This is a genomic window from Novosphingobium sp., from assembly GCF_027531025.1.
Lineage (GTDB): Bacteria > Pseudomonadota > Alphaproteobacteria > Sphingomonadales > Sphingomonadaceae > Novosphingobium.
Map to the genome: position 1 here is coordinate 182,199 of NZ_JAPZQX010000009.1, position 19,555 is coordinate 201,753.

20 protein-coding genes are annotated in these 19,555 nt (G+C 65.5%); 10 read left to right on the forward strand and 10 right to left on the reverse strand.

The genetic code is table 11. The features are described from left to right. Window positions 1–139 precede the first annotated feature (139 nt). Entirely contained in the window at window positions 140–826 is a 687-nt protein-coding gene (locus O9281_RS13645) for a DUF4386 domain-containing protein (RefSeq protein WP_298186901.1), read from the forward strand. Window positions 827–867: 41 nt separating this feature from the next. Here the strand turns inward: O9281_RS13645 and glpX are convergent, their stop codons facing one another. After that, window positions 868–1,854, reverse strand: coding sequence for a class II fructose-bisphosphatase (gene glpX / locus O9281_RS13650; RefSeq protein WP_298186904.1), 987 nt, complete (start codon window positions 1,852–1,854; stop codon window positions 868–870). Window positions 1,855–2,011: 157 nt separating this feature from the next. Between glpX and O9281_RS13655 the strand changes: the two genes are divergently transcribed. Both O9281_RS13655 and O9281_RS13660 read left to right on the forward strand, forming a co-directional pair. Continuing rightward, complete coding sequence (locus tag O9281_RS13655) at window positions 2,012–2,503, forward strand: hypothetical protein (RefSeq protein ID WP_298186907.1); 492 nt, start codon at window positions 2,012–2,014, stop codon at window positions 2,501–2,503. A 69-nt stretch (window positions 2,504–2,572) separates the two neighbouring features. After that, the gene (locus tag O9281_RS13660) at window positions 2,573–3,046 is read left to right on the forward strand and encodes a hypothetical protein (RefSeq protein ID WP_298186910.1); all 474 of its coding nucleotides are present in this window, start codon (window positions 2,573–2,575) and stop codon (window positions 3,044–3,046) included. A gap of 11 nt (window positions 3,047–3,057) precedes the next feature. Here O9281_RS13660 and O9281_RS13665 read toward each other — a convergent pair whose 3' ends face one another. Beyond that, a complete protein-coding gene (locus O9281_RS13665; RefSeq protein WP_298186914.1) occupies window positions 3,058–4,353 on the reverse strand; it encodes a homoserine dehydrogenase in 1,296 nt (431 codons plus the stop codon). A gap of 64 nt (window positions 4,354–4,417) precedes the next feature. Continuing rightward, window positions 4,418–5,320 (reverse strand): hypothetical protein, encoded by a 903-nt coding sequence (locus tag O9281_RS13670; protein ID WP_298186917.1) that lies wholly within the window; start codon window positions 5,318–5,320, stop codon window positions 4,418–4,420. 436 nt (window positions 5,321–5,756) lie between these two features. Here O9281_RS13670 and O9281_RS13675 point away from each other — a divergent pair, with 436 nt between their 5' ends. The 4 genes from O9281_RS13675 to O9281_RS13690 all read left to right on the forward strand — a co-directional run bounded on the left by O9281_RS13675 (window position 5,757) and on the right by O9281_RS13690 (window position 8,280). Further along, the gene (locus tag O9281_RS13675) at window positions 5,757–6,296 is read left to right on the forward strand and encodes an energy transducer TonB (RefSeq protein ID WP_363321460.1); all 540 of its coding nucleotides are present in this window, start codon (window positions 5,757–5,759) and stop codon (window positions 6,294–6,296) included. A gap of 97 nt (window positions 6,297–6,393) precedes the next feature. Then, entirely contained in the window at window positions 6,394–7,155 is a 762-nt protein-coding gene (locus tag O9281_RS13680) for a MotA/TolQ/ExbB proton channel family protein (protein ID WP_298186923.1), read from the forward strand. Window positions 7,156–7,260: 105 nt separating this feature from the next. Further along, a complete protein-coding gene (locus O9281_RS13685) occupies window positions 7,261–7,794 on the forward strand; it encodes a biopolymer transporter ExbD (protein ID WP_298186925.1) in 534 nt (177 codons plus the stop codon). A gap of 39 nt (window positions 7,795–7,833) precedes the next feature. Further along, on the forward strand, window positions 7,834–8,280 hold the full coding sequence (locus O9281_RS13690; protein WP_298186927.1) for a biopolymer transporter ExbD: 447 nt from the start codon (window positions 7,834–7,836) through the stop codon (window positions 8,278–8,280). Between the two features lie 81 nt (window positions 8,281–8,361). On the opposite strand, the gene O9281_RS13695 is transcribed toward O9281_RS13690, so the two are convergent. Beyond that, window positions 8,362–10,806, reverse strand: a complete 2,445-nt coding sequence (locus O9281_RS13695; RefSeq protein WP_298186964.1) for a ligase-associated DNA damage response DEXH box helicase — start codon at window positions 10,804–10,806, stop codon at window positions 8,362–8,364. A gap of 78 nt (window positions 10,807–10,884) precedes the next feature. On the opposite strand from O9281_RS13695, the gene O9281_RS13700 reads away from it, so the two are divergent. After that, a complete protein-coding gene (locus O9281_RS13700) occupies window positions 10,885–12,168 on the forward strand; it encodes a DUF4010 domain-containing protein (RefSeq protein WP_298186929.1) in 1,284 nt (427 codons plus the stop codon). 11 nt (window positions 12,169–12,179) lie between these two features. Here O9281_RS13700 and pgmG read toward each other — a convergent pair whose 3' ends face one another. Genes pgmG through O9281_RS13715 form a run of 3 tightly spaced genes read right to left on the reverse strand, consistent with a single transcriptional unit; the run spans window position 12,180 to window position 14,711 of the window. Next, window positions 12,180–13,583 (reverse strand): phosphoglucomutase/phosphomannomutase PgmG, encoded by a 1,404-nt coding sequence (gene pgmG / locus O9281_RS13705; RefSeq protein ID WP_298186932.1) that lies wholly within the window; start codon window positions 13,581–13,583, stop codon window positions 12,180–12,182. Continuing rightward, window positions 13,580–13,876, reverse strand: coding sequence for a molecular chaperone DnaJ (locus O9281_RS13710; RefSeq protein ID WP_298186934.1), 297 nt, complete (start codon window positions 13,874–13,876; stop codon window positions 13,580–13,582). Before O9281_RS13710 ends, pgmG begins: the two co-directional genes overlap by 4 nt. 10 nt (window positions 13,877–13,886) lie before the next feature. Continuing rightward, window positions 13,887–14,711 carry a division plane positioning ATPase MipZ gene (locus O9281_RS13715; protein ID WP_298186936.1) on the reverse strand — a complete coding sequence of 275 codons (825 nt, stop codon included), beginning with the start codon at window positions 14,709–14,711 and terminating at the stop codon, window positions 13,887–13,889. 91 nt (window positions 14,712–14,802) lie between these two features. Here O9281_RS13715 and panC point away from each other — a divergent pair, with 91 nt between their 5' ends. Together panC and O9281_RS13725 are read left to right on the forward strand one after the other, a co-directional pair. Then, window positions 14,803–15,651 carry a pantoate--beta-alanine ligase gene (gene panC, locus O9281_RS13720; RefSeq protein WP_298186937.1) on the forward strand — a complete coding sequence of 283 codons (849 nt, stop codon included), beginning with the start codon at window positions 14,803–14,805 and terminating at the stop codon, window positions 15,649–15,651. Between the two features lie 138 nt (window positions 15,652–15,789). Then, the gene (locus tag O9281_RS13725; protein WP_298186939.1) at window positions 15,790–16,575 is read left to right on the forward strand and encodes a CsgG/HfaB family protein; all 786 of its coding nucleotides are present in this window, start codon (window positions 15,790–15,792) and stop codon (window positions 16,573–16,575) included. A gap of 587 nt (window positions 16,576–17,162) precedes the next feature. Here O9281_RS13725 and O9281_RS13730 read toward each other — a convergent pair. The 3 genes from O9281_RS13730 to O9281_RS13740 form a co-directional block, all read right to left on the reverse strand. Next, window positions 17,163–17,852, reverse strand: a complete 690-nt coding sequence (locus tag O9281_RS13730; protein ID WP_298186941.1) for a response regulator transcription factor — start codon at window positions 17,850–17,852, stop codon at window positions 17,163–17,165. Between the two features lie 6 nt (window positions 17,853–17,858). Beyond that, on the reverse strand, window positions 17,859–19,349 hold the full coding sequence (locus tag O9281_RS13735; protein ID WP_298186944.1) for an ATP-binding protein: 1,491 nt from the start codon (window positions 19,347–19,349) through the stop codon (window positions 17,859–17,861). Between the two features lie 24 nt (window positions 19,350–19,373). Next, window positions 19,374–19,555: Flp family type IVb pilin (locus O9281_RS13740; RefSeq protein WP_298186947.1), on the reverse strand; the 182-nt coding region annotated here is incomplete at its 5' end.

Here is a 19,555-nt window from a genome sequence, read left to right on the forward strand (position 1 = left end):
CGACAGGGATTGCAACGCGCTTCACGGAGCACCGTCCGATCGATGCACAGGTACCGGTACGCCGGGCCATTTGCTTCACAAAAGATAGTCTAAGATATATCACAGATCAGTGTGATTCTTACCCGAGGTATGCCCCGCCATGATGCAGCAAGCCCCCCTGACCCGAATTTGCGGAGCGATCTATCTAGTCGTGGTGGCGACCGGCATTTTCAGCCTGGCCTATGTTCCCGGCCAGACCATGGTGCCGGGCGATCAGGTCGCCACGCTCGCAAGCATCCGGGCCAATGAAGCGCTTTACCGGATGGGCGTGGCCGGCCTGCTGATCAACCAGCTGGCCTTCTTCGTGCTGCCGCTCGCCCTGTTCGCGCTGCTGGAGCAGATCGACCGGACCATGGCAAAGGTGATGGTGCTGGCCGCCCTCATCGGGATCCCGCTCGCGCTGGCCAGTGCGGCCGAACGGCTCGTCCTTTTGGACCTTGCGAATGGCACGCTGCCAGTGGCCCAGGGCTCCTTGACCGAGTTCGCTGCCGCAACGAGGGCCAGCGCCGGCAAGCTGATGCTGTTTGCCACGGCCTTCTGGGGCCTGTGGCTGCTGCCGTTCGGCTACCTGGTCTATCGTTCCGGCTTCCTGCCGCGGGTGCTTGGCGTCCTGCTGATGCTGGGCTGCGGCGGATACTTGATCAACCTGTTGGGGCTGATCATTGTCCCGGGTTATGCCGAGATGACCATAGCCTCGGCCCTGCGCTGGCCGGCCACGCTGGGCGAGATCGGGATCTGCCTGTGGATGCTGGTGATCGGGGCGCGACCACGCGATCGCGCGGCCTGATCGGCCTAAAGCGGATCACGGAAGGCTGCGGCCGAAGCGGATCAACGCTTGTTGCGGTGTTCCCCGCGAACCCAGCGGACCGTGCCCGAGCTGGCGCGCATCACCACGCTGTCGGTGGTCATGACCCCGGTCTTGTGGCGCTTGACGCCCTTCAGCATCGAACCGTCGGTCACCCCGGTGGCGGCGAAGATGCAATCGCCCTTGGCCAGCTCGTCGCGGGTGTAGATCCGGTTCAGGTCCTCGATCCCCCACTTGCGGGCGCGGGCGCGCTCGTCCTCGTTGCGGAACACCAGCCGCCCGTTGAACTGCCCGCCGACACAGCGCAGCGCAGCGGCCGCGAGCACGCCTTCGGGCGCACCGCCCTGGCCCATGTAGAGATCGATATTGGTTTCCTCGTTGGTCACCGCGATCACCCCGGCCACGTCGCCATCGGGGATCAGCGCGATCCCGCAACCCAGTCCGCGCAGTTCGGCGATAAGATCGGCATGGCGCGGCCGGTCGAGCACGCAAACAATGATCTCGTTCGGCTGGACGCCCTTGGCGGCGGCCACGGCCTTGACGTTCTCGGTCGGGCTCTTGGCCAGGTCGATGATCCCTTCGGGATAGCCCGGACCGACCGCCAACTTGTCCATGTAGACGTCGGGCGCGTTAAGCAGGTTGCCCTCTTCCGCCACGGCCAGCACGGCCAGCGCATTCGGCCCAGCCTTGGCGGTGATCGTCGTGCCTTCCAGCGGATCGAGCGCGATGTCGATCCGGGGGCCCTGGCCCTGCGCCGAACCGACCTTTTCACCGATATAGAGCATCGGCGCCTCGTCGCGCTCGCCCTCGCCGATCACAACGGTGCCATCCATCGGCAGCTTGTTCAGCGCCTCGCGCATGGCTTCGACGGCGGCGGCATCGGCGGCCTTCTCGTCGCCGCGCCCTATCAGGGTGGAAGCGGCGATCGCCGCTGCTTCGGTCACACGGACCATCTCGAGCACGAGAACGCGATCAAGCACCTTGCTGGCGGGGGTGGCGGTTTTGGTCATGGTAAGGCCCGGGCTCCCAATAATGGCTGTTCTTGCATACCTATGCGGTCTGGGGCGCTTAGCCACCGCAAGTCGAACTGTCGAGTGCGCGAACGCCTTGCCAAGCATGCGCGCGGCAGGCAGCCTGTCCCGGTAGCCCGGGCAAGGAGGTCCCGCCATGATCCTTACCAAGCCAACCCTTCGCGCCATCCTCGCCAGCGGGATCACCCTGGCCCTGTTCACCGCCGGTGCCGCCCGGGCCGAGGATCCACTGGTCGCCAGCCGTCTCACCGAGCGGGGCATGAAGTTCGAACTTGATGCCGATGGCGATTACAAGGTCACTTACAACTATGCCAAGGAAGGCCGCAGCCAGCTGGTCTTCGTCTCGGGCCGGACCGAGACGGTCGGCGGCCTGACGATCCGCGAGGTCTATTCGCCCGCCGCCCGGGTCGCCAAGGACGGGATCGACGGAGCGAAAGCCCTCGAACTCCTCCGGCAGAGCGGTCGCAACAAGCTGGGTTCGTGGGAAATGCGCGGTGACGTGGTCTATCTGGTGATCAAGGTGCTGGATTATCTGAGCGCCGCCCAGCTCGAAGCGGTGATGGATGTCGCCGCCGAGACGGCCGACAACATGGAGCTGGAGATCAGCGGCGCGCGCGACGATCTCTAGCCGCGCTCCCCGGCTTCGCCAGCATTCACAAGCGGTTAAGCCGTGCTCCGCTCCAACCCGGCGATGCGCATGGGGGCTATTCTGGCATTACACCTGCTCTGGCTGGCGCCGGGACAAGCCGCGGCACAGTCCGGTGCGCTTGACGCTGTGGGTGAGGCCGAAGGCGAGCCCGCAGTCGATCCGGCTGTGCGGGCCCGGCTCGAAGCCGCCCGCCGCCGCACTGCGGTCACCTCGGTGCAAAGCCGCTGCGACCGTCCGCGCCAGGGTGACGAGATCGTGGTCTGCGTCGATCGCGGCGAGGATCTGCGCGTTCCCACCACGGCGGAGAGCGATCCGTCCTCGCTGGCCGCGCGGCGGGCGCGCAACAATGGCGTGCCGCTGGCCCCGCAGCTCGATCGCGGTTCGTGCAAGGGGCAGCCGGGCTGCATAGTCGGCGGCTGGACCCCGCCGCCGCTCTACCTGATCGACCTGAAGGCGATCCCCGAAGCCCCCGAAGGTTCGGACGCCGACAAGGTCGCCAAGGGCGAGCTGTCCGACCGTTAGGGCCGGGCCGCTCAATCCCCCAGGATCTGCAGCACCAGCGGCGGCTCGGTGAGGCTCTCGGAGCCTTCCAGGAGCCGCACCGCCTCGGCCACGGCGCTTTCCGGGCCTTCGTGGGTGACCATGGCGACCATCACCGCCCCGGCATCGCCCGCACGGCCCTTCTGGATCAGGCTTTCGATCGAGACACCGGCATCGCGCATCGCGGCGGTGATTTCGGCCAGCACGCCTGGCCGGTCGGCCACCATGAAGCGCAGATAGGCCCGGCCCTGGCGGTGCCCGGTGGGGGCCGGAACCATGGCTTCAAGCTCGGCCACGGGAACGGAGAACGGCGCCCCGATTTCGCCCCGCGCAATGTCGATCAGGTCGGCCACCACGGCGCTCGCCGTCGGCCCCTCGCCCGCGCCCGCGCCCTGGAACAGCAGCCGACCCGAAAAGTTGCCTTCCGCCACCACGGCATTGGTTGCCCCGTCGACATGGGCCAGCGGGTGATCGAACGGGACGAGATGCGGCTGGACGCGCTGGAACAGCTGGCCATCACCGGCTTCGGCCATGCCGATCAGGCGGATTACATAGCCCAGCGCATCGGCCTGGGCGATGTCGGCGGCCTTCAGCCGGGTGATCCCGGTGGTATCCACGCCGGGGAAGTCGATCTGGCTGCCAAAGGCGATGGCCGCCAGGATCGACAGCTTGTGCGCCGCGTCGGTCCCCTCGATGTCAAAGGCCGGATCGGCCTCGGCATAACCCTTGGCCTGGGCCTCGCGCAGCACGTCGGCGAAATCGCGGCCGGTGTCTTCCATGGTCGAGAGGATGTAATTGCAGGTCCCGTTGAGGATGCCATAGACCCGCTCGATCGCATTGGCTGCGGCCCCTTCGCGCAGGCCCTTGATCACCGGGATGCCCCCGGCCACCGCCGCTTCGAACTTCAGTGCCACCTTGGCCGCCTCGGCCTTGGCCGCCAGTTCCAGCCCGTGGTGCGCGATCATCGCCTTGTTGGCGGTGACGAAGGCCTTGCCAGCCTCGATCGTCGCGCGGGCACAGGCCAGCGCCGGGCCATCGGCCCCGCCGACCAGTTCGACCACCACGTCGACATCCGGGCGTTCGCCCAGGATCACCATGTCATCGTCCCATGTATAGGGCGCCAGATCGACCGACCGCTTCTTGCGCCGGTCGCGCGCACTGACCGTGGTGACCACGATCGGCCGCCCGGCCCGGCGCGCGATCAGCGCGGCATTGGCCTCGACCAGCCGGATCACCCCGGCGCCGACCGTCCCTAGTCCTGCCAGCCCCACTCTCAACGGTTCAGCCATCTGCGGCCCCCTTTCGCCCGCGCGCCCTATGCCAGCCGCGCCAGCGGCGCAACCATCGGCCGCGTCAGCGACGCACCCGCTCGCATGGACCAAGCTGGTCGAGCACGAAGCGATAGTCGCGTCCGGCCGCCTGCCGCTCGGCCGGACTGCCCGAGACATTGGCCCCGCCTGGCAGCAACGGCGGCAGGAAGCAGGCCAGGCGATACCAGGTCAGGCTTTCGCGCTGCGGCGGCGGCGCATCGGTTTCGACCACTTCGGAAAACGAGACGGTCCAGCGCGGCGGCGCACCGGCGCTGCGGGTAACCGTGATCGCCGCCGGTTCGCCCGCCGCCGTGGCCAGGAAGAACTGGGTCTCGCCTTCTCCGGCAAGCTCCCCGGCGACATGGATCGCCTCGCGCACGCCGGTAACCCGCAACGGCGCGCCCGGGGCATAAAGCTCGGCCAGGATGCCCTTCACCCGTTCTTCCAGCATCGGATCCCACAGGATCTGGGCGTCGGGTGCCACCAGCTGCAGTTCGCCGGGACGGGCCGCGACCGGGCGGGCGAAGATCACCACGCTGCGCTTGCCCAGCTTGGGCGGCTTGCCCTTGGCATCGCGCGGCACGTCGACCAGGTAACGGATTGCCTCCCCCAGTGCGGTGCGCCCGCCCAGTACGGCCTCGGTCCGCGCCTCGATATAGAGCCGCGCCCAGCCGGGGCGCAGGCCGGGGGCGCGGGCCGACTCTACCTCCGCTGCCTTGCGTACCTGCGCGCGGACCACGAGCGGCGCGGCATCGGCAAGGTCGGTCAGGTCAGCATAGCTGGGTACGGGCAACTGCGCCGGGAGCGGCGCCGGCGCGGCCGCTGCACGGGCCGCCCGCGGCGGCGAATCAGCCTTTAGCTGGGCCGGAACCAGCAGGGCCAGGGCCAGCATCGCGCCGGCGCGCCAAGCGCTTGGCAGCGAGCCGTTTAAGCGGGAGGGGAGCATTTCCGAAGCCTTCCAATCACGGTCCTACCCGCAGATTCAGCGGGCCTTTCAGTCTGTTCCAGCTTAACACAGGTGAATCGCGCGTTAATGGATAAAGCGTTGCGTGTCTGCGCCCTCGCGGCTAAAGCACGAGGAAATCCGTGCCATAGAACAACAAGGGCACGCATTCTGATCCGACCGGGCAACTGGCAGAGCCGGAAGATCCGGGTGGGTCGGCAGGGTGGATATTAAGATTTTGGGTGCCCGTGCCTTTACTGGGGTACGGTCACCGGGTCCCGGGTTTTGGCCCGGGACGGGGACTGACTAGGAGTGATGCGTCTGAATGGCTTACGCAGATCGTGATAGAACAACCGAGAATACGGTCGGGATGATAATCTCTGCCGTGCTCATCGCGGTAGTCGGTTGGGCCCTTGTTTCGGGCTTGGCCTACGAAGGCGTGAAAGAGCTCGTCAAGAAGGTAACGACCGTCGACATCAAGGAACCGGAGAAGCCGAAGGAGCCGCCGCCGCCGCCCAAGCAGGATGCTGCGCCGCCGCCGATCGTCGCTCCGCCGCCGCCGGTCAACATCAACGTGACCCCGCCGCCGGTGACTGTCGTCACGACCCCGCCGCCCCCGGCGCCGGTCGTGCCGATCATCGCCCCGCCGGCTCCGGTGGTGGCGCCGGCCCCGCGCGTGCAGCCCAAGGGCGCAGTACCGCGTGGCAACCCGGCCAACTGGGCAACCACTAACGACTACCCGACCCGGGCCCTGCGCGAAGAGCGCGAAGGGACCAGCGGCTTCCGCGTGACGGTAAGCCCCGAAGGCCGGGTGACCAGCTGCGAAATCACCAGCTCGAGCGGCAGCTCCGACCTCGACGAGGCCACCTGCTCGAACGTGACCCGCCGGGCGCGCTTCAACCCCGCGACCGATGGTGAAGGGCAGCCCACCACGGGCTCCTATTCGAACCGCATCCGCTGGGTGATCCCGAAGGATTGATGTCGTTTAAGTTTCGGCCCGGTCGAAGCCGGGTCATTGCCGGAACCCTGGGGCGCCGGCGCAATGCCAACCTATTTCGCTTGAGAGGAATACCCGCATGTTTACCGTTGACCTCCTGACCGCTGCGGCCGAAGCAGCTCCGCAGAACAAGTTCGGCTTCTGGGAAGCCATGGAACAGGGCGGCGCGATCGCCTGGGCCACGCTGATCATTCTTGCCATCATGCTGTTCGGCTCGCTGTTCATCCTGTTCACCAAGTACCTTGAGCAGGCCAAGATCCTGAAGCAGTACGAAGGCGTGAAGACCACCTTCTGGCGCGCTGCCAGCCTCAAGGAAGGCGCAGCCAAGCTGGAGAAGGACAGCGCCTGGCGCCAGATCGTCGATGATGGCATCGCCGCCGAGGAAGCCCACGGCAAGATGACCGACGCGCTCGAAGCCCATGACTGGCTGCATGGCTCGCTGGCCCGTTCGGAAGCCTCGATCAACTCGTACCTGTCGAAGGGCCTGCCCTGGCTGGCCACCACCGGCGCGACCGCACCGTTCGTCGGTCTGTTCGGTACCGTGGTCGGCATCTATCGCGCGCTGATCAACATCGGCATCGCCGGTTCGGCCTCGATCGACAAGGTCGCCGGCCCGGTCGGTGAAGCGCTGATCATGACCGCGATCGGTCTGCTCGTCGCGGTTCCGGCCGTGCTTGCCTACAACTACCTGCAGGCCCGCAACAAGCGCATCGCCGAGCTGCTCTCGGGCTTCTCGACCGACGTGCTGGCCAACATCAACTCGAAGGGCGCCGTTAAGCCTGCCGTGCCTGCCGCTCCGGCCGCCAAGCCGGCCGCTGCTGCCCCGGCCGCGAAGGCCTAAGCTGCGAAGGGCTGCCGCAGCATTCCGCCGCGGCAGCCCATCAGCCAACCCGGCCCGGCTCAGGCCTGGCAGAGGTTGGTCCAACTTAAGGACAGGATGTAACCCATGGCGATTTCGATGGGCGGCGGCGGCGAAGAAACGCCAATGTCGGAAATCAACACCACGCCACTGGTCGACGTGATGCTGGTGCTTCTGATCATCTTCCTGATCGCGATTCCGGTCGCGATCCAGACGATCGAGAAGCTGAAGGTGCCGGTGATGGTCTCGGAAGAGTCCAAGGACAAGGTCGAGAACCTGCTGCTCACCGTAACCACCACGGACTCGGCTGGCCGCAGTGCCGGCGATCCGGGCTACGAAGGTGCGAACCTGGGCGGCGAGTGCCGGATCTACTTCAACAACACCACGCCGATGGACTCGGTCGAACTGCGCGAACAGGCGTTCAAGCGGCTTGACGGGATCGTGAAGCGCGCGGGTGGCCCGGAAGCCCTCAAGGCCAATCCGGACCTCATCCCGCAGGTCCATATCCGTGCTGACCAGTCTGCCCCGTGGCGCTGCGTGGCCGGTGCGATCTACAACTCGCAGATCTCGGGCTATCCGACCGTCGGCTTCATTTCGACCCCCGTCGAACCGGGCATCTGACCCGGTTCGCTGGCCCGAACAATTCAGGAGTAACCCAACATGGCAATGTCAGGCGGCAAGGATGATGGCTCGCCGATGATGGAAATGAACACGACGCCGCTCATCGACGTCATGCTCGTTCTCCTCATCATGTTCATCATCACGATCCCCGTGGCGACCCACGCCGTGAACATCGACCTGCCGAGCCCGGCCGCGCCGCCGCCCGACGTGATCGTCGAGCGGACCAAGAACAAGGTCGTGATCATGCCGGACAGCACCATTCTGTGGAATGGCAGCCCGGTGAACGTGAACCAGCTGTCGGGCCTGCTGCAGGCTACCCTGGCGATCCAGCCGGAGCCGGAACTGCAGTATCAGCCGGATGCCCAGGCGCCCTACGACACCTCGGTCCGCGTGCTGAACATCATCAAGGGTTCGGGCGTGACGGCTTTTGGCTTCGTCGGCAACGAACAGTTTTCGGAATTCGGCAAGGCTCCGGGCGCCAATTAAGCGCACGGGACTACCGGAAACGAACGAAGGGGGCGGAGCGATCCGCCCCCTTTTCGTTGGCCTGTCCCGAAACGCCGCCGATCAATCCCGCGCAGGCCGCATGGCCAGTCCTGCCAGCCCCTCGGCCTCCAGCAGCAGCTCCTCGTCGGCCTGTCCCTGCGGTGTAGACTCGCGGCCGACCATCACCAGCACCGGCACGGCCAGCGGGCTGACCCGGTCGAGCCGGACGTGACGCAGCTGGTACTGCGCCCGGTCGAGCACCCCCGCCAGTCGCCCCACGTCGGTCATCCGCGCCCGCGCATCGGCCCACGCGGCCTCGATCAGCAGATGATCGGGCTCATGCTTCAGCAGCACGTCATAGATGAGGTCAGTTGAAAAGGTGACCTGCCGCCCGGTCTTGCGCTTGCCCGGATGCTGGCGCTCAACAAGGCCTGAGATCACCGCCACTTCCCGGAAAGCCCGCCGCAACAGGTAACTGTTCTGCACCCAATCGACGAATTCGTCGGCCAGGATATCGGGCGAAAGCAGTGCAGCCGGATCGTCGACCGTCTTCAGGCCCCAGACCGCCAGAGCATAGTCATTGGCCACGAAGCCCAGAGGCGCCAGCCCGCGCGCTTCCATCCGCTTGGTCACCAGCATTCCCAGCGACTGGTGCGCCGGCCAGCCCTCGAAGGTGTAGAACACGGTGTAGAACCGCCCCTGGTGCGGGAAGCTTTCCACCAGCAGGCGACCAGGGGCGGGCAGTTCCGATCGCCAGTCCTGCATTTCCAGCCATTCGCGCACATCGTCGGGGAAGCGCGCCCAGCCCGTGCGATCGGCCAGCAGCGCCTGGACCCGTTCCGACAGATGCGTGGTCAGCGGCATGCGTGCGCCCATGTAGCTGGGAATCTGACCCGATTTCTTCGCGGCGCGCACCCACAACTCGGTCTCGCGCATTGCCTCGACCTCAAGATCCAGCCCGGCAAACCGGAAGGTCGCACCGGGCTTGAGACTGGCAGCAAAGCTCTCTTCCACCCGGCCCAGCGCCTTGCCATTGCGGAACCGCACCCCGATCATCTCGCTGTCCATGATGATCCCGGCATTGAGCCGGTGGCGCGCGGCGTGTTCGGGGTGGGTCAGCCGCCAGAGCTTGTCGCGCCCCTTGGTGATCCGCTGGAACCGGTCATAGGCGCGCAACGCATAGCCACCGTTGGCGACGAACCCCAGCACCCGCTCCCAGGTTGCGGGATCGACCCAGCGATAGGAATCGGCCGATTGCACCTCGGCCAGCAGTGCATCACCGTCGAACGGGCCGGCACAGGCACAGGCCATCACGTGCTGGGCCAGCACATCGAGCCCACCGGGACGAAAGGCATCGCCATCGCGCTGCCCGGCGGCGACCGCTTCCTGTGCGGCAAAGGCCTCGAGGAACTCGAACCGATTGCCGGGGGCGAGCAATGCGCGGCTGGGCTGGTCAAGCCGGTGATTGGCCCGCCCGATCCGCTGGAGCAGGCGCGAGGAGCCTTTGGGCGCCCCCATCTGCACCACCAGGTCGACATCGCCCCAGTCCACCCCCAGGTCGAGGCTGGCGGTGCAGACCAGCGCGCGCAGCTTGCCCGCCGCCATCGCGCTTTCCACCTTGCGCCGCGCCTCGACGGAGAGCGAGCCGTGATGGATCCCGATCGGCAGATTATCCTCGTTGGCGTCCCACAACTCCTGGAAAATGAACTCGGCGAGAAAGCGCGTGTTGCAGAACACCAGTGTCGTTCGGTTGGCCTTGATCGCTTCGTATAGCTGCGGCACGGCCCAGGCGGCGGCATGGCCACCCCAGGGCACCCGTGCTTCCTCGGGCAGAACGATCTCCAGCTCGGGCGGTGCCCCCGCCTCGCCATCGACCAGCGCCACCGCCTCAGCGGCACCACCAGGCGCCAGCCAGCGGCGATAGGCATCCGGTTCGGCGAGGGTAGCCGACAGTGCCACCCGCTGCATGGCCGGGGCCAGCGCCTGCAATCGCGCCAATGAAAGGGCCAGCAGATCGCCCCGCTTGCCGTTGGCAAAGGCATGAACCTCGTCCACCACCACCCGCTGCAACCCTGCAAACAGGGTGGCGGATTCCGGATAGGATAGCAGCAGGGACAGCGATTCGGGCGTGGTCAGCAGGATATGCGGTGGCCGGGCCCGCTGGCGGGCCTTGCGTTCCGACGGAGTATCCCCGCTGCGCGTCTCGATCCGCACCGGCAGGCCCAGCTCCTCAGCCGGGAGCAGCAGGTTGCGCCGCACATCGTGCGCCAGCGCCTTCAGGGGTGAAACATAGAGCGTGTGCAAGCCATCGGGCGGGAGTGCGCCCTCCAGCCGGGAGGGGCAGAAGTCGGCCAGCGAGGGCAGGAACCCCGCCAGGGTCTTGCCTGCCCCGGTATCGGCCACCAGCAGCGCGTGCCGCCCCTGTTCCGCCACGGCCAGCATCTCCGCCTGGTGCCGCCGCAGCCGCCAGCCCCGCGCGGCCAGCCAGCCGGCAAGTTCGGGGGGAAGCAGCGCGGAATCCATCATCTCCATCTGGCATGGCGCGGCCCACTTGTCTTGCCCCGCAAGCGCGCGCCTGCCATCACCGGGGCGGAGGTGGATACGATGCAGAACCTGGTCCCCAGCGACCTTGCCAGCCTCGAAGGTGTTGCCCTGGGTCTGGCGCTGGGCTTGCTGGTTGGCATCGAGCGCGGCTGGAGCCAGCGCGAAAGCGCCGATGGCGCGCGGTTCGCCGGGATTCGCACTTATGGCCTGCTCGGCCTTGCCGGTGGCCTGGGCGGGGCATTGCAGGCCACCATCCCGATCCTGTCGAACCTGTTGCTGGTGGCGACCGCCGCGCTCGTCGTCCTGGGCTATTGGCGCTCGACCAGGGTGCAGCCCTCGATCAGTGGTACCGGCAGCCTGGTCGGCCTGCTGACCATGGCGTGCGGCTTCCTGGCCGGCGCCGGGGGCTTTGCCCTCGCCAGTGCGGCTACCGGCGTGATGGTGCTGGTGCTGGCCATGCGCCACCAGTTGCACGACTGGGTGCGGGCGCTGGAAGAACGCGAAGTGCTGGCGATCGCGCATTTCGCGCTGATCTCGCTGGTGATCCTGCCGCTGCTGCCCGATACGCCGATGGGTCCGCTGGAGGCCTGGCGGCCGCGCCAGATCTGGCTGATCGTGGTGCTGGTCTGCGGCTTTTCGTTCCTGGGCTATATCGCGGCCAAGCGGCTGGGCGCCTCGCGCGGGACCCTGGCCACGGCCGCGGCGGGCGCGGTGGTCTCCTCGACCGCCGTCACGGCATCGCTGTCTGGCCGGTTGCGCGATGGTTCGGGCGATGCCGCCGTGCTCAATGCCGGGATCGCGCTGGCTTCGGCCGTGATGTTCCTGCGCGTGGTGACATTGGTGGCAGCACTGGCGCCCTTCGCGCTGGGCAACCTGCTGGTCTGGGCGCTGCCGGGGCTGATCGTCAGCCTGGCGGGTGCCTGGCTGGCCGGGCGCCGCCGCGCCGGTCCGCTCGATCCGCCCGATGGTGAAATGCGCCTGCGCAATCCCTTTGCCCTGGGCCCGGCGCTGATCCTGGCTGCACTGGTCATGGCGCTGAGCGTGATCGCCCGCTGGGTGCTGGGGCAATATGGCGATGCCGGACTGGCCACGGTGCTGGCGATTTCCGGCATGCTCGATGTCGATTCGGCGATCATCACCATGGGCAATCTGCCCGAAGACGCGATCGACCCCCGCCTCGCCGCGCTGGTGCTGATGCCGCCCGTGCTGCTCAACACGCTGATCAAGGCCGCGATGGCTGTTGCCGTGGCGGGCAGGCGCAGGGCAGCCCCAGGGGCGCTGGTCCTGCTGGCCAGCGCGCTGGCGCCATTGGCGGCCCTGCCGTTCCTGCTGGCCGCGACCTGATCCGGTAAGGCCTAGTGCCCCGCCTGCGGGCCACGCTGCAGCCCGCTGGCAGCCAGCTGGGCATCAACCTCGGCCAGCAGGCGCTCGCAGCCCGCAGCGCTGTCGCTTTCGGCGCGAGCGACCAGCACGTCCTGGGTGTTCGAGGCGCGCAGCAGCCACCAGCCATCGGCAGTTGAAACCCGCACGCCGTCGATCCCGTCGACATCGGCCCCGGTCTCGGCCAGCCGGGCCTTCACTTCGTCGATCACCGCGAACTTGCGGCTTTCATCGACCTGGAAGCGCAGTTCTGGCGTGTTGACCAGTGCCGGCATGGCCCCGCGCAGTTCGGTGACCGACCGGCCCAGTCGGGCCGATGCCGCAATCAGCCGGACCGCGGCGTAGAGCGCATCGTCATAACCATAGTAATCGTGCGCGAAGAACACGTGGCCGCTCATCTCACCAGCCAGCGGCGCGCCAGTCTCCTTCATTTTGGATTTAATCAGGCTGTGTCCGGTTTTCCACATAACCGGCTGTCCACCCAATTCACGGACCTGATCGAATAGCGCCCGACTGGCCTTCACATCGGCGATAATCGTCGCTCCGGGCACTTGGGCAAGCAGGTCTTCGGCATAGATCATGAGCAACTGGTCACCCCAGATCACCCGGCCCGCGCCATCGATTGCGCCGATCCGGTCGCCATCGCCGTCGAAAGCAATTCCGAAATCGAGCTGCTTGGCCGCGACCAGGGCCTTCAGATCGGCCAGGTTCTTCTCCTCCGTGGGATCCGGATGATGGTTCGGGAACGTCCCGTCCACTTGGGTGAAGAGCAGATGGTGTTCGCCAGGAAGCTGATCGACCAGCAGTTCGAGCGCGGGGCCGGCGGCCCCGTTTCCGGCGTCCCAGCCGATCTTGAGGTCGGCGAGGCGCGCGCGGTCGATCCCGCCAAGTCCTTCGACCAGCCGCGCGACATAGGCGTGCTGGACCTCACGCCGCTCATGGCTGCCCTCGCCGTCGAGCCAGGCCCCGGTCGCGGCGATCCGGCCCAGTTCCTGGATGTCAGCGCCAAAGAACGGCCGGCCCATGAATACCATCTTGAAGCCATTGTAATTGGCGGGATTGTGGCTGCCGGTTATCTGGATGCCGCCATGTACATCTTCGGCTGAAGCCTCGGCATAATAGAGCATCGGGGTCGGGCCCATGCCGATCCGCACCGCATCGACTCCGCTGGCGTTGAGCCCGGCGACCAATGCTTCTTCCAGTTCGGGTGAGCTGATGCGGCCATCATAGCCCACTGCCACCCGGCTGCCACCAGCCTGGCGCAGCAGCGTGGCAAAGCTGCGACCGATGGCATAGGCATCGGCGGTACCCAGCGTCTGGCCAATGATGCCGCGGATATCGTACTCGCGCAGGACGGTCGGATCGAACAGGTGGCTCATGAATTCTCCGGAAGGTTGCGATCGAGCCGGGCCAGAAGCAGATCGCGCGCCGCATTGGCCGCATGGACCTGCTCGGCGGTGCCACCCCGGTCCGGATGGACACGGGCGATCAGGCGCTTGTGGGCCTCGACTATGGTGGCCCGGTTAGCCGAGCGATCGACTCCAAGCAAGGCGCGCGCGCGCGCTTCTGCCTGAGATCGTTCGGAAATGGTCCAGAGCTGCCAGGGCCAGCGGCCGGTCAGCAGGCGGCAAGCGAGCAGCACCAGGGCCAGGATGACCAGCAGCTTGGCCAAGTGGCGCGCCTCAGCCGGGCAGGGCCAGCGCCAGTTCGGGCGCAGGCGTGGAGGGCAGCGGCAGGTGCAGGTTGGCAAGCAGGCTGCGCAGTTCCTGACGGGCAACCAGGTGGCTGGTGCCCAGTTCGCCCAGGTGCCCCTTGTCGAGCAGGGTCAGTCCCGAGGGGAACAGCTCGCGATAGATGACGCGCTCGGACAGGCCCTGGGCGATCCGGAAGCCGACCCGCTTGGACAGTTCGGTCAGCGCGTTGTCGAGCCGCCGCATGTTGCGCGCCTCGACATGCTGGGTACGGTTGCGGACCACCACCCAGTCCATCTCGCGGCGCTTGTCCTGGATCGTGGCCATGGCCCGCTTCTTGCGCGCCTCCCAGATCAGTTCGGCATAGAAGGACAGCCGGCGGACCTTGAAGGTCTCCGGATCGACCTGGCCGATCAGGTCGAAATCGACGAAGCTGTCGTTCAGCGGAGTGACCAGCGTGTCGGCCGAGGTGGCAACGTGGCGGGCCAGCGGATCGTCCTTGCCGGGGGTGTCGAACAGCAGGAAATGCTGCCCCTCGGACAGTTCATCGGCAAGGCGGTCCAGCTCGGCCGGATCGGTGCCATCGAACACGGCAAAGCGCGCCATCGGCAGCTCAATGCCCCGGCGCCGCATGGTTTCGGCGCGGTTCTCCAGATAGCGGTGCAAGGTGCGCTGGCGCGGATCGAGATCGATCGCGGTGACCCTGGCCCCCTGGTAGGCGAGCGCCATGGCCACGTGAACGGCGGTGGTCGATTTGCCGGTGCCGCCCTTTTCATTGGCGAAGACGATGCGGTGGGGGGCTGCGGAAAGGGTCACGGGGAAAACTGGCTCGCCTGGATGGTTGCTTGGGGCACGGGCGCGCGGCTAGGGCGGCGCGTAGTGGCCTTCTACCCAAGGGGATTCGTCCGTGCAAACCATCACCCGGCTTGATCCACTGCGTGATGCAATTGCGACCCTGCGCGCCGACGGGCCGATCGCGCTGGTCCCGACGATGGGGGCGCTGCACGAAGGCCACCTGACCCTGGTGCGCGCGGCGCAGCGCGAGGCGGCCCACGTGGTCGCCTCGATCTTCGTCAATCCGCGCCAGTTCGGGGCGAACGAGGATCTTGATGCCTACCCCCGCCAGCTGGCGCGCGACCAGGCGCTGCTCGAAGGCGAGGGCGTGAGGCTGCTCTGGGCGCCCGACGCCGAGGCGATGTATCCGGACGGTTATGCCACCAATGTTTCAGTCAGCGGGGTCAGCGACGGGCTGTGCGGTGCGGCGCGGCCGGGCCATTTCGATGGTGTCGCCACGGTGGTGTGCAAGCTGTTCAACCAGGTGCAGCCAGACCTGGCCTTCTTTGGCGAGAAGGACTGGCAGCAGCTGGCCGTGATTCGCCGGATGGCGCGCGATTTGGACCTGATCCGGCCGCACGTCGATGCGATCCACGGCGTGCCCACCGTCCGCGAGGCCGATGGCCTGGCGATGAGTTCGCGCAACGCCTATCTTTCCGACCAGCAACGCCAGCAGGCGGCGGCCCTACCCCGCGCCATGGCGAGCGCCTGCGAGGCCGTCCGCGCCGGTACCACTCCCGCAGCGGCCCTCGCGCAGCTGGTCGATGAATTGCTGGCCGCCGGGTTCAGCGCTGTCGATTACGCCCAGTTACGCGATCCCGATTCGCTGGCGGTCGTTGCCGATCCGGCCAGCCACCCGGCCCGGTTGTTCGTGGCTGCGCGGATCGGCGGCACCCGCCTGATCGACAATCGCGCAGTCTGATCGCTGCGCGGGTGTCCAAGGCACCATGACGCAATTGTGCAAGACATCAGGCGGTTGATGGGGCTAGTCTCCGTCGTGTCGGCCCGCGTCCACCGAGGGATCGGATCTGCGCCAGCCGGATTTGAGGGGAGTTTTCTTATGCGCAAGATTTTCGCCAGTGCAGTGGCCGTGGCCCTGATGGCCACCGGGACCAGCGTGCCCGCCTTCGCCAAGGACACCAAGGGTTCCTCAGGCCGCCAGGCCCAGACCAAGGGCACGCGCGAGATCCCGCGCTGCACCAAGAACCTGGGCGCGATCGCAATTGTCGAGCCGGACAACCAGTGGTGGCGCGAACTGAATCTGGGCAGCCCGGAAGCAATCCTGCGCGTCTTCGTGCAGCAGTCGGGCTGCTTCACGCTGGTGAACCGCGGCCGCTCGATGCAGAGCCGGGCGATGGAACGCGCCATGGCCGACCAGGGCGAGCTGCAGAAGGGTTCGAACCTCGGCAAGGGTCAGGTCCGCGCGGCCGACTATTTCCTCGAGCCCAACATCGTTTCCGCCAACCGCAATTCCGGCGGTGGCGGCGTGGGCGGGATCCTGGGCGGGATCGGCGGTGGCCTGTTCGGTCGCGCGGCCGGGGCCATTGCCGGCGGGATCAACATCAAGAAGGGTGAAGCCAACGTGACCCTGTCGGTGGTCAACGCCCGCACGACCGAGGAAGAGGCGCTGGTCGAAGGCTACTACCGCAAGTCCGACCTGAGCTGGGGCGCGGGTGGCGGCCTGTTCAGCGGCGGCACCTTTGGCGGCGCGGCTGGTGGCGGCTATCAGGATACCGCGATCGGCCAGATCATCGTGCTGGCCTATCTCGATGCCTATACCAAGATGGTGACCCAGCTGGGCGGCCTGCCGGAAAATGCCGCGGCTGCGGCCCCACCGGCAAAGTAACAGCCGACTTTAGCCTTGATCGGGGCGGTTCCGGCACCAGCCGGGGCCGCCCTGTTCATTTCGGTCAATGGCGGTAAGGGGAACCTAAAATGATAACCATACTATTGATTTAACGTATTTTTATACTTCAATTGCCCAGGATGGCCCCCGATGTGGCCCCCAATCTTCGCGGTTGCATCCGAACTGCAACGAACAAATCATCGATGGCGGGGGCAGATCGCACTTCGAGACGCCCCCACCCCCTATCGAAGTCCTGCCCGGCCAGACCCTACCGGGGTGGCACCCCCCAGATGCTGCAGATGGGACCCAAGCTTCCTTGGTGCATACTATTGTGCGCAGTCGGTTGCAGGCCAACGGCATCAGAAGACCTTGCGGATTTCCACGAGTGCGTCGCACCCCTGCTGCACATAGTACCGGATGGTGGAGTGGGTGAAGTCACATGTCAGTCCCATAGCAGGGATGAAAGGCCCCAGCCTGAACCTGTCAGAGCTCAGCGCGATTGAGCCAGCGGCCCCTTGTTGAAGCGCATTGGCATACCGCGTCACGGATGCACTGAGAGATAGCTTCTGCCTTGTTCGATCGCCAGGCTAAACGCCGTCGGGCATGGACATCCGATACCCAACCCCGGGTTCGGTAATGATGATCCGGGGGTTCGATGGGTCGACTTCGATCTTTTGGCGCAGCGAGCTGATATAAATCCGCAGATACTGCATGTCGGCATTCTCACTGCCCCACACTTTGGCGAGCAGGCTCTTGTGAGTGGTAACTCTACCAACGTTGCTCGACAGCTCTCTGATCAAGGCAAAGTCCTTTGGGGACGTATTCACCCTTTCGCCCATGAACATGATTTCGCGATGGACGAGATTGATCGACAGGTTCTCGTAACTAAGGACGCTTTGGCGGCTACTGATGTTCTGGGACCGCCTGATCGCGGCCCGGACACGGGCGAGCAGCTCGCCAATTTCGAAGGGTTTATCGACGTAGTCATCTGCTCCGGCATCCAGAGCAGCGATCTTCTCGTTTTCCTGATGCCGGGCAGAGATCACGATGATAGGCAAATTGCTGGACAGCCGGATCTCATGGATTGCCTGCTTCCCATCCATGTCGGGCAAGCCCAGGTCGAGCAGCACCAGGTCATGAGCCGCCGTCAGTGCAGCGGTAACCGCAGAGGAGCCGTCGCTGACGACAGTGACCGCAAACCCCGCCGCCTCAAGGGTGGGCGTCAAGGCTGCAACCAAGGCCGGCTCATCATCAACCAGGAGCACCTCATTGCCCATTATGGTTCAGCCTATTGGTAGAGCGGGCAAGCTAATCGTGACCGCCGTGCCCCTGTCGCCGATGACAGGGGACTCAATATTGATTGAGCCGGCCGACACTTCCACGAACCCCTTCGCAATGGCGAGGCCCAGGCCGCTGCCTCTGGTTGATTTCTCAGTCTGCTTGACCCGGTAAAAGCGCTCAAAAACCTTCGATTGCTCGTTTAAGGGGATGCCAACCCCCTGGTCAATCACTGACACAAAGCAAAGGCCCTCCACTAGCGACACGTCAATATCGACCCGCGTGCCAGGCTCGCTGTAATTGCAGGCATTTTCGAGCAAGTTCAGCAAGGCAAGCTCAAGCAGGTAGAAATCGACTTTCACATAGACATCTTCGTTGAAGATGTTGACGCGGATGTGCCTGTCAGGCTCACGAGACCTTAGCCGGTCCGCAACCGAATTGACCACATCGAGAATGGAAACCGCTTCCATTTTCAGATGGCGTGACGCCGACTGCATGCGGCTGAGTTCAAGAATGTTCGCGGTCAACCGGTTGAGCCTGTCACATTCACTCACGATACCAGATAGCAGTTTTTGCGACGTTTTGTGTTCAAAGCTGTGACCAAATGCGAGCAGACTGGACGCCGAGGTTCTGATAGTTGTGATCGGCGTTCGGATGTCGTGGCTAACCGATGCGAGCAGGGTGGATTTCAGTTCTTCGGCATGAACCTGCGCCTTTGCTTCATACACTTCACTCGACAGCCTGATCCGCTCGAATGCGAGGCCCACAATCTGCGCCAGCGCCAGCAGGAAATTCTCGGCAACGGGGCCATCAACAGTGTTGTCGATGACCATGATGCCCACTGTCGTATCAAGGCCCGGCAAGCGAAAGGCAGTCATGCCCAGCCGTGCCGCGCTTTCCTCGGCTGACTCTAGTGCGGCTTGAGCCGCCTCGACCCAGGCGGTCTCAACGCTGGCCTCGCCGATTGGCGCCAGAGCGTTGTTCTCGACCTTGAATAGCCTAATGCTTGCGCCCTGAAGGATGGGCACGCCGCTATCGATGCTGGTAAATAGTTCGTCCTCGCTCGCCGCGCGTTGCAGACTACGGCTGGTGGCCAGCAGGCTTTGCAGCTGCAGATTGGCCTCGCTCAATCGAACGGCGCGGTCGTGCAGACGGCCGGAAAGGAGGCCTGAAACGAGGGCCGAGGCGGCAAAGATGGCCGGAGGGGCCAGATCATCACCGGTCGTCAGGCGGAAGGCCAGCGGCGGATCGGCGATAAGGAAGTTGAAGATCAGCGACGATGCGACGGCGCAGGTCATGGCTGGCAGAAGTCCGGAGTTTGCGCCAACCAGCATGATGCCGATGACGAAAAACAGGCCACCTGATATTTCGCCGTAGAGGAGCGACTTTAGATTTACCGCCAGCACCGTCGAGGCCAGAACGACTATGATCGCCAGTTGCCAATCGCCAAACTTTTGCGATCGGTTGGCTCGCAAACGCTTCAACAAGCCGTCCACTCCACATCTCACCCTATCATGCTGTCATTTTTGCTGCGTTGATGATTTCACCTGTTGGCCAAGTGAGTCGTAGGTAGTCGAGACCATTCCCCCTAAGTCCTGCAGTATGAAAAAGATGGCCATAGCAATAAGGCCGAGGACCAGTCCGTACTCAATCGTCGCTGCGCCGCGATCGTTACCTGCCACTTTCCAGATAAAATTTTTGA